Source organism: Candidatus Similichlamydia epinepheli (genome assembly GCF_003056015.1).
This window is the reverse complement of record NZ_PPEU01000037.1, coordinates 1-7863: the sequence shown is the minus strand read 5'-3', so window position 1 is coordinate 7863 and position 7863 is coordinate 1. Positions and strand designations below refer to the sequence as shown.

Below are 7863 nucleotides of genomic sequence, written 5' to 3'. Positions count from 1 at the left end.
CCAAGACACTAATGAAGCGCAAGCCAAACTGCTTCTCATGTTAGGCAGTGAAAGAATGTTGTGTATAGTAGCTCCTCGCCAAGAGTAGATTGCCTGGTCTGGATCTCCCACGAAGCAGATGTTGTAGCACGGTTTTCCTAACATGAGAAGCAGTTTGGCTTGCGCTTCATTAGTGTCTTGGTATTCATCCACTAGGAAGTGAGACCAATTTTGTTGGTACTTTAATAGTAGTCCTGGACAAGTGCGAAATATTTCCAACGGTTTCAAGATAAGATCATCTAGGTCAAATGCGTTGTCCTCTTGCAATCGCTTTTCGTATAAAAGACAAAGCCTTCTAAGATCATCGTTGTTGTTTTGTATAGCAATGGACTCCCCTCTATTTTTTATTTTTTTTAAAAAAGACTCCAAAAATGAAACAGGGCAGTCGACTTTGTGCTCTTCAAGTAGAGATCGAAGAACTTTTTTTCTGTCTTCTTCGTCATAGAGAGAGAAATGTTCTGTCTGCGCGAAGCCTTCTTTTGGTAGTGATGAGCGCAATATCTCATATCCAAGACGATGAAATGTACCTATCCAACATCCGTTGATTCCTTTTTTTTGAACCCGAAATTGCATTTTTCTAGACGCTTGATTCGTGAATGTCAGTGCAATTATTTTCTCTGGTGAAATTTGATGACGAGAAGTTAGCCTACACAAACGTTCAGTCAAAACTGTTGTCTTCCCCGTGCCAGCTCCAGCAAGCACTAGCAAAGGTCCTGAGACATGAAGTATGGCATTTTGTTGTTGTGAATTGAGCCTCATACATGTCTCTGATTTTAATGAATCAATAGGTTTATGCGAGCTAGTCGCACTTTCATTATTTCCGTGAAAAGAATTAGCAGTCGCTGCTTTTTTTTGCTAAAAATGAGCTTCCGATCCTTGACGGAATTGGTTTGATAACTTAGACTCGACAGCCCTTTCTTGTGAAAGGGCTTTCTTTATTTAGATCAGAATTGTGCTTAGAGGGTGGTGAGTTTATGGCAAAGCTTAGGCCTTTGGGAAGTCGTGTTCTTTTGAAAAGAGCTTCTGAAAATAAGCCGATTGGAGGGATTGTCATCCCAAATTCTGAAAAAGAGAAGCCTTCTGAGTTGGTTGTTGTTTGCTGTGCTGAAGGATGTGACTCATTCGGTGATGATTTTGCGCCTCTTTGTGAGCTAATGAAAGAAGGGGCTCGTGTTCTTATTTCCCCTTATTCTGGGGTAGATGTGAGATTTGAGGGAGATGATTTTGTGGTTGTCTCATCGAAAGATATTTTGGGGGTTCTCCCTTCTTAAGACGTTCGGGGTTGATTTATGGTCGAGAAAAAAATCGTTACGTTTGGTGATGAAGCACGCAGTTCTATTGCGGAAGGTGCGCGGATCCTATCGCAGATTGTTTCCGTGACATTAGGCCCTAAGGGCAGAGCTGTGATGATAGGTCGTGGTAACTCTGTCATTGCCACAAAGGATGGTGTTTCTGTTGCGAAGGAAATAGTTCTGAAAGATTCGCTACAAAATGTTGGCGCTCAGTTGCTAAGAGAGATTGCGTCTCAGACTGCCGACTTGTCTGGGGATGGCACTACCACAGCAGTGGTTTTAGGTAATGATATTTTGCGTCTTGGGATGAAAGCTGTAGTTGCAGGAGCTGATGTTTCTTGCTTGAAGAAGGGGCTTGAATTGGCCTTGGATAGTGCTTGTAGATCGATTCGTGAGATGGGGATGGAAGTAGAGACTAGTGAGAGGCTTGAACAAGTGGCCACGATTTCTGCTAACAATGATCCTGAAATCGGGGCTATCATTGCAAAAGCTATTCAAGAGATTGGCAAAGAGGGTGTTATTTCTATTGGTGAAAGCAAGTCTATTGAAACAAATCTAGAAGTTGTGAAGGGAATGCAATTTGCGAAAGGGTATGTATCCCCTTATTTTGTTACTGATCACGAAAAGGGAGTGTGTGAATTTTCCGATGCGTTTTTGTTGCTAGTTGGAAGGAAGATTTCAGGGGTAGCTGGATTAGTAAAATTTTTGGAGCGTTTTTCAGAGAACAAGGGTGGTCGTCCCCTACTTATAATTGCTGAAGACATTGAATCTGAAGCAATTGCCATGTTGGTTCTAAACAAGGTCAAGGGAGGCTTGTCAGTTTGTGCGGTGAAGGCTCCGGATTTTGGAGACAGAAGGGCTCAAAAGTTGGAGGATTTGGCAATCATGACTGGTGCAACAGTCATTTCTTCAGAGGTTGGACTTTCACTGGAAGAAGCTGACCTTTCAGTTTTGGGGCGTGCTGGTAAAGTGCGAGTTTCGAAAGAAGATACAGTGGTTGTAGATGGGTTTGGCGATTCTGCCCGCATAGAGAATCGTTGTGAAGAGATTCGAACTGCACTAGGGAATGCAGATTCTTCTTATGAGAAGGAGGCGTTAGCTGAGCGTCTTTCTAAGTTGCAGAACGGTGTGGCTGTGATTCATGTTGGTGCTGCGACCGAAGCTGAGGCACGTGAGAGGAAGGATAGAATTGAAGATGCTCTTCATGCGACACGTGCAGCATTGAGTGGTGGGGTTGTCCCTGGTGGTGGGGTTGCTTTGATTCGAGCCGTTGCTGGGTTGGATAAATTACTGGGAGAGGTGTCGGCTGAGGTAGCTGTTGGGGTTCGTATCATTCGTCAAGCTTGTTTTGCTCCTTCTACACAAATTGCCTCTAACTGTGGTGAAAACGGAGCTTTAATTGCTGGTAAGATTCATGACAATGTGGATCCAAATTGGGGATACAACGGTTTGACGAACGAATTTGGAAATATGGTTGACATGGCCGTTGTAGATCCGGTTGCTGTTGTTGTCGTAGCTTTGAGCAAGGCCGTTTCTGTTGCAAGTCTTGTTTTGACAAGTGGTTGTGTCATTACTGATGCCCAGGAAGAAGATGCTGAGGACGATCTTGCCGAAGCTGCTTATTAATTTTTTCTTTTTAAAAAGATAAAAGGGTTGGTTTTATCAAATAAAAAATCAGCCAACAGAGGACTGCACCTGTTGGAATTGTGACTATCCAGGAGAGAAATATTCCCTGTATTGTTTTTACGTTTAGGTTTCCTGCCCCTCTTGCTAGGCCAATTCCAATAAGGCTTCCTATCAGTGTGTGTGTGGTGGAGATGGGCATCTGTAGTTTAGATGCGATAAGAACTGTGACTGCACAGCCTAATTCTGCTGCAAAACCTCTGCTGGGGGTCAATTCTGTGATCTTTTTTCCTACTGTTTGAATTACCCTCCATCCCCATGTTGCTAGTCCAACTATCATCCCAATTGAGGTCCAAAGCAGGATAAAATTTACCAGTGTATCGTGTCCGTATGATGGTTGGTATATTGATTTAATTCCTAATAGCAAAGGACCTGCTGCGTTAGCAATATCGTTTGATCCGTGTGCAAATGCCATAAGGGCGGCAGAGGAAATTTGTAGGAATGAGAAGTCTTGCTCGACTAGAAATTCTTCTTGACCTGATGAGTGTTTTGTTCTTTGAGAGATAATTTTGCTTTTGAGTTGTTCAAGTGATTCCGTTCTTTGATGTAATTCATGGACCCATTCTCTTTTTGTAGATAGTTCTTTTGCTTCTTGTAGAGTGTTTATTGCGGTTTCCACATGATTTTGGATTTGTATATTTATTTCCATGTCTTCTTGTGTGCATTTGATGGGAGGTTTTCTTCTTTTTCTCTTAATAATTACATAGCTTCCTAAGTATGAGAGAACAGATATTGCTACTGCTCCTACCATGAATGAGCTTGGAAGACTTGGAAGTCGTATGGTTAGTATCGATATTGCGCAGAGCGCGAATAGGGAGCACAGCAGAGGAACCCATCTCTCAGCTTGTTTTAGTGGATGCTTTGCTTTAAGTATGGCTATGCGAAAGAAGGCGAAGAGTAAAAATGACAGAATAGCACCAAGGATGGGAGAAAACACCCAGAAGGAGCTAATCGCCAATAATGTGCTCCATTGTATTGCTTCTTTACCTTTTAGGAAGAGTCCGAACCCTGTTAAAGCTCCCACTATAGTATGGGTTGTTGATACGGGCCAACCAAAGTAAGATGCAATTTGGAGCCAAATTCCTGCGGCCAGTAGGGATGAGTTCATTCCGATTGCAAGGATAGTTGATTCTGTTTGAAGAGATTCTAAGTTAATTATTCCGTAATTAAGTGTTTGTATGACTTCGTGTCCGCAAAGAAATGCTCCAAGAAATTCGAACCCAGCTGCTATGAGAACGGCTTGTCGTAGAGAGAGTGCTTTTGCTCCCACAGATGTTCCCATAGCGTTAGCAATGTCACTTGCTCCTATGTTCCAGGCCATATAGAAGCCCACGATCAAGGAAAAGAATACGAGAAAAGGCACAGCGATGGTCCCCGTTACTTATGAACCTATAGAATGCGTTTTGTATATTTTTGTGACTTCTTTTCAAGAAGCCTTTTGGTATTGAATTACTAGTTTCTTTTTTTCTTCTGCTTTGGTTGTCTAGCGAGTTGATTGTGGTAGCTTGATAATAAAAGGTGTCCATTTATGGGAAAGTTGATCTTGGTTCGTCACGGTGAATCTGTATGGAATGAAGTTGGTCGTTTCACTGGTTGGGTGGATGTTCCTTTGACAGATAAGGGAATTGTGCAGGCTACCAAGGTTGGTCTTGCTCTATCTAGTGAGTCTATTGATGTTATTTTCACTTCTGTTCTTTTTCGTGCAATTTTGACGGCACTTTTCATATGTTTACAGATGAACAAGCACTTTAGCATTTCGTTGCGCCGTTCGCTTGATTCCGTGATTAATACAAGAGATGATTTGCCAGTCTACTCTCATGAAGCTCTCAATGAAAGATTTTATGGAGATCTTCAAGGTTTATTCAAGGAAGATATGAGGAAGGTCCATGGTGATGAACAGGTTCATCGTTGGCGTAGGGGCTTCTATGATAATCCACCTGGTGGGGAGAGTTTGTTTCAGACCTGTTTGCGTGTGGTCCCATTTTTTATGGAGAATATTGTGCCGTACTTGTCGACTGGTTGTAATGTGCTTATTGTAGCCCATGCTAATTCATTGAGGGCTTTGATTGTCCATCTTGAACAACTGAGTGCAGAAGAAGCAGAGATGATAGAATTGGCTACTGGTGAGCCCATACACTACAGTTACTCTAACGGAGGGTTTTCACGTGAGTAAGCTTTTTCTTGTGAGGTGCGACTTGCCCAAGAAGGAAAATAGTGATCTCCCTCTTGATGAAGTCGAAAGGGCTTCAGCTTTTAAGTTGGGGACTGTTTTATCTTCTTTTTTTATAGGTAAAATTTTTTCTTCTCACGCGATTCGTGCCTTGCACACTGCTCAAATTTTAGGGCAGCAACAGGCCGAGTCTTATGTCTTATTTTCTCATCGTGATGCAAACTAACGATATAGACCGAATATTTTTCCTCAATCTCGTTGTATTTGGGTCTATCCAGAGCTGTTTCTTGACTGGGAAGGAAATGTTTCTGAAGAAACTAGATGTAATTTGGATAACTTTTTAAAAGGTGAGATTTACTCTGTTATTCATAGTAATGAATCGGTCGTTATCGTAGCTGAGCCGCCTCTTCTTGCTTGGATGAGTAAAGAGGTCCTAGGGGATCATGAAGTTTGGAAAGATGGGAACAATCTTTTTTGCTGTAGTTATTCACAGTTGGATAATGGATGGACAGGAGAGATGGTCTTCTCATCCACAACTATCTCTAATGATGGATGAATTGTTTTCTGCAATATATTTCGGATAGAAAGAAGAGTCGACCCGTGTGCTGCTGGACATGCTATACAAGCACCTTCGTAGGCTAACTTAATTGACAGAGGTGGGTCTATATCAAGTATCTTGATGTTCCCTGAGTCTAGAAGTAAAAATGGACGGACATGTTTGTCCAAAGCCTCTTCCAGAAGACGTCTCCTTTCTTCGGAGGTTAATTCTATCCAATTTTCAATTAGATTAGACTCATTGAAATGAGTTGTAAATGGGCTAGTTGGCTCTGCAGGCAAATGTGAGCAGCATTCACATGCTTGTGTCACTGCATCTAGAAAAGTGTTTATGAAGGGGGCTAGTGAAGCCGCAACCTCTTTTCTAAATGTGCTGTAAAAATGTCTAAGAATGACTTCACCTGTCATTATCTCCAGTTGTCGGTACGTTTTTTTTAAGCAAAATGTTGTCGCACTTTCGCACATGAGTAAAAATCTATCGTTACCAAAACACGAGTAAGAGGCTTGTTCGACACGTCCATTTTTTTCAGATACAAGAAGTGACAATCTAATTGTAGTTCCTTGTGTATATGTCCCTCCGTGACCAACTACCAGCAGAGTCTCTCGGTCCTCTTCAATGTCAAGCCAGAAAAGTGGCTTATCTCGAATTAACTTTTTTGCTTTTTTGCAATATAGTGACCAAATTGAACGTTCTAGCATGTAGGCACCAACTGAGAAAAAGTCTCTGCGATGATCTGACAACTCTCCTCAATTTCTGATTGGTTTTGACCTTTAGCAAAGGAAAACGATAGAGCCGAATAGGCAGATCCTGGAGCCTCTCTTTGTAAAAGACTTTGTGTTTTTAGAAACTTTGGAAGAACCTCAGAATGAGAGACATAAACTCCTTTTTGATTCAATTCGTATGACAGAAGCTCTCCATGTACCTTTGGAAAAAGAACAAGAGATGAATGTGGAAGCCTTTTTCTGTCAGTGAATAAAACGCGACAGCTAGGCGCCATCTCTTGTAATTGTTTTTCGAATCTGTGACGCAATCTAGATAATTCCATATTCCATTCTAAACGATTCTTAATAGCCTCTTTGGCAGCTTTACCTAATCCAGCTAGAAGCCATGGATAGGAGAATAAGCTCCCCTTTTTTGAATGGAGGACTAAAGGCTCGAGTCTGATGGGTTTTCTAACAAGAAGAAGACCAGATCCTTTTGGACCGTGTATCTGCTCGCCATTCAATGTAAAAAAATCGATTGTTTGTTCATTCAGTTGGATGGGCAATTTCCCAGCTATATGAGATCCATCTACGTGTAGTAAAATTCCCTTTTCCTTACACCTTATAGCTAGGTCTTCAATTGGTTGAATTAAACCTATCTGTCCGTGAGCCCAAGTTAGTGAAAGAAGAGACGTTTTTAGTGTTTGATGTTTTTCGAAGGAATCTACGTCAATTGTTCCTGTATCACAATTTGGATCTATACGTGTCACATGCGCGCCTAGGTCACATATTTTTCTCATGAAAAGATCAAGTACAGGCTCGCTAAAGCGAGAAACAAGGAATTGATTGCGACCAGAATAACGAGAAATTTCTAGGTAGGTGGACCAAAACACCTGACTTATAGCTTCTGCGTGAGACGGAAATAAGAAGAGAGACCACTGTTCAGGTCTCGCTCCTAACAACGAAAGTATATCTTGGCAGGACGATTCCATCTCGCTAATAAGAGATTGCCCCCTGGCGTGGTCTGAGAGAGGAGATGAATAGTCTGAAGTGCTAACCCTATCTATTTCTTTGATAACTGATGAGTGTACAAAGGTTGAAAGGGTATGATCAAAATAGGCCATTACGCCCTTGAATAATGCTCTATCACCGGCTCTTGAACTCCGACGAATTCAACATGGCTAATATTTCCAGGTCGGAACAAATTTTGTTTCCCATTTTCTAATTCAAAAAGTCCAGATCCATCCTCCAAAACGTCGAGGAGCTTTCCAGTGACAAATTCATCTTCATATTTGAACCTAAGACATGGTTCTTGACTTGCCCATTTTCTTACATCCGCAAGTAGAGGATCGACTCTTCCAGAAAAGAGAATTTTGAAATCTCTAGCTACTTGTTTGTAAAGAGCAAGAAAACACTTCTCTA

The 7863-nt window shown here is 41.7% G+C and carries 9 protein-coding genes; 4 read left to right on the top strand and 5 right to left on the bottom strand.

The window, feature by feature from the left end; all coding sequences use genetic code 11:
* A partial coding sequence (locus GCCT14_RS02960; protein WP_157952537.1) for an ATP-dependent helicase occupies positions 1 to 798 on the bottom strand: 798 nt, incomplete at its 3' end.
* A 161-nt stretch (positions 799 to 959) separates the two neighbouring features.
* Here GCCT14_RS02960 and GCCT14_RS02955 point away from each other — a divergent pair.
* Together GCCT14_RS02955 and groL are read left to right on the top strand one after the other, a co-directional pair.
* Positions 960 to 1310, top strand: a complete 351-nt coding sequence (locus GCCT14_RS02955; RefSeq protein ID WP_108624177.1) for a GroES family chaperonin — start codon at positions 960 to 962, stop codon at positions 1308 to 1310.
* Positions 1311 to 1328: 18 nt separating this feature from the next.
* Positions 1329 to 2957 carry a chaperonin GroEL gene (gene groL / locus GCCT14_RS02950; RefSeq protein WP_108624176.1) on the top strand — a complete coding sequence of 543 codons (1629 nt, stop codon included), beginning with the start codon at positions 1329 to 1331 and terminating at the stop codon, positions 2955 to 2957.
* 10 nt (positions 2958 to 2967) lie between these two features.
* Here the strand turns inward: groL and GCCT14_RS02945 are convergent, their stop codons facing one another.
* Positions 2968 to 4335 carry an inorganic phosphate transporter gene (locus GCCT14_RS02945; RefSeq protein ID WP_108624175.1) on the bottom strand — a complete coding sequence of 456 codons (1368 nt, stop codon included), beginning with the start codon at positions 4333 to 4335 and terminating at the stop codon, positions 2968 to 2970.
* A gap of 207 nt (positions 4336 to 4542) precedes the next feature.
* On the opposite strand from GCCT14_RS02945, the gene GCCT14_RS02940 reads away from it, so the two are divergent.
* Positions 4543 to 5187, top strand: a complete 645-nt coding sequence (locus tag GCCT14_RS02940; RefSeq protein ID WP_108624174.1) for a 2,3-bisphosphoglycerate-dependent phosphoglycerate mutase — start codon at positions 4543 to 4545, stop codon at positions 5185 to 5187.
* The gene (locus GCCT14_RS02935) at positions 5180 to 5410 is read left to right on the top strand and encodes a histidine phosphatase family protein (RefSeq protein WP_157952536.1); all 231 of its coding nucleotides are present in this window, start codon (positions 5180 to 5182) and stop codon (positions 5408 to 5410) included. Before GCCT14_RS02940 ends, GCCT14_RS02935 begins: the two co-directional genes overlap by 8 nt.
* Before the next feature lie 257 nt (positions 5411 to 5667).
* Here the strand turns inward: GCCT14_RS02935 and GCCT14_RS02930 are convergent, their stop codons facing one another.
* From GCCT14_RS02930 to GCCT14_RS02920, 3 genes are all read right to left on the bottom strand, one after another.
* Positions 5668 to 6438: a NifU family protein gene (locus GCCT14_RS02930; RefSeq protein WP_108624172.1), complete on the bottom strand. Its 771-nt coding sequence runs from the start codon at positions 6436 to 6438 to the stop codon at positions 5668 to 5670.
* Complete coding sequence (locus GCCT14_RS02925) at positions 6432 to 7565, bottom strand: aminotransferase class V-fold PLP-dependent enzyme (RefSeq protein ID WP_108624171.1); 1134 nt, start codon at positions 7563 to 7565, stop codon at positions 6432 to 6434. The genes GCCT14_RS02930 and GCCT14_RS02925 overlap by 7 nt, the downstream gene beginning before the upstream one ends.
* A partial coding sequence (locus GCCT14_RS02920) for a hypothetical protein (protein WP_157952535.1) occupies positions 7565 to 7863 on the bottom strand: 299 nt, incomplete at its 5' end. The genes GCCT14_RS02920 and GCCT14_RS02925, both read right to left, overlap by 1 nt.

Coding starts and splice junctions, on each gene's coding strand:
- GCCT14_RS02940 (WP_108624174.1), top strand. CDS start 4,543: ATGGGAAAGTTGATCTTGGTTCGTCACGGTGAATCTGTATGGAATGAA.
- GCCT14_RS02925 (WP_108624171.1), bottom strand. CDS start 7,565: ATGGCCTATTTTGATCATACCCTTTCAACCTTTGTACACTCATCAGTT.
- groL (WP_108624176.1), top strand. CDS start 1,329: ATGGTCGAGAAAAAAATCGTTACGTTTGGTGATGAAGCACGCAGTTCT.
- GCCT14_RS02930 (WP_108624172.1), bottom strand. CDS start 6,438: ATGCTAGAACGTTCAATTTGGTCACTATATTGCAAAAAAGCAAAAAAG.
- GCCT14_RS02945 (WP_108624175.1), bottom strand. CDS start 4,335: ATGGCCTGGAACATAGGAGCAAGTGACATTGCTAACGCTATGGGAACA.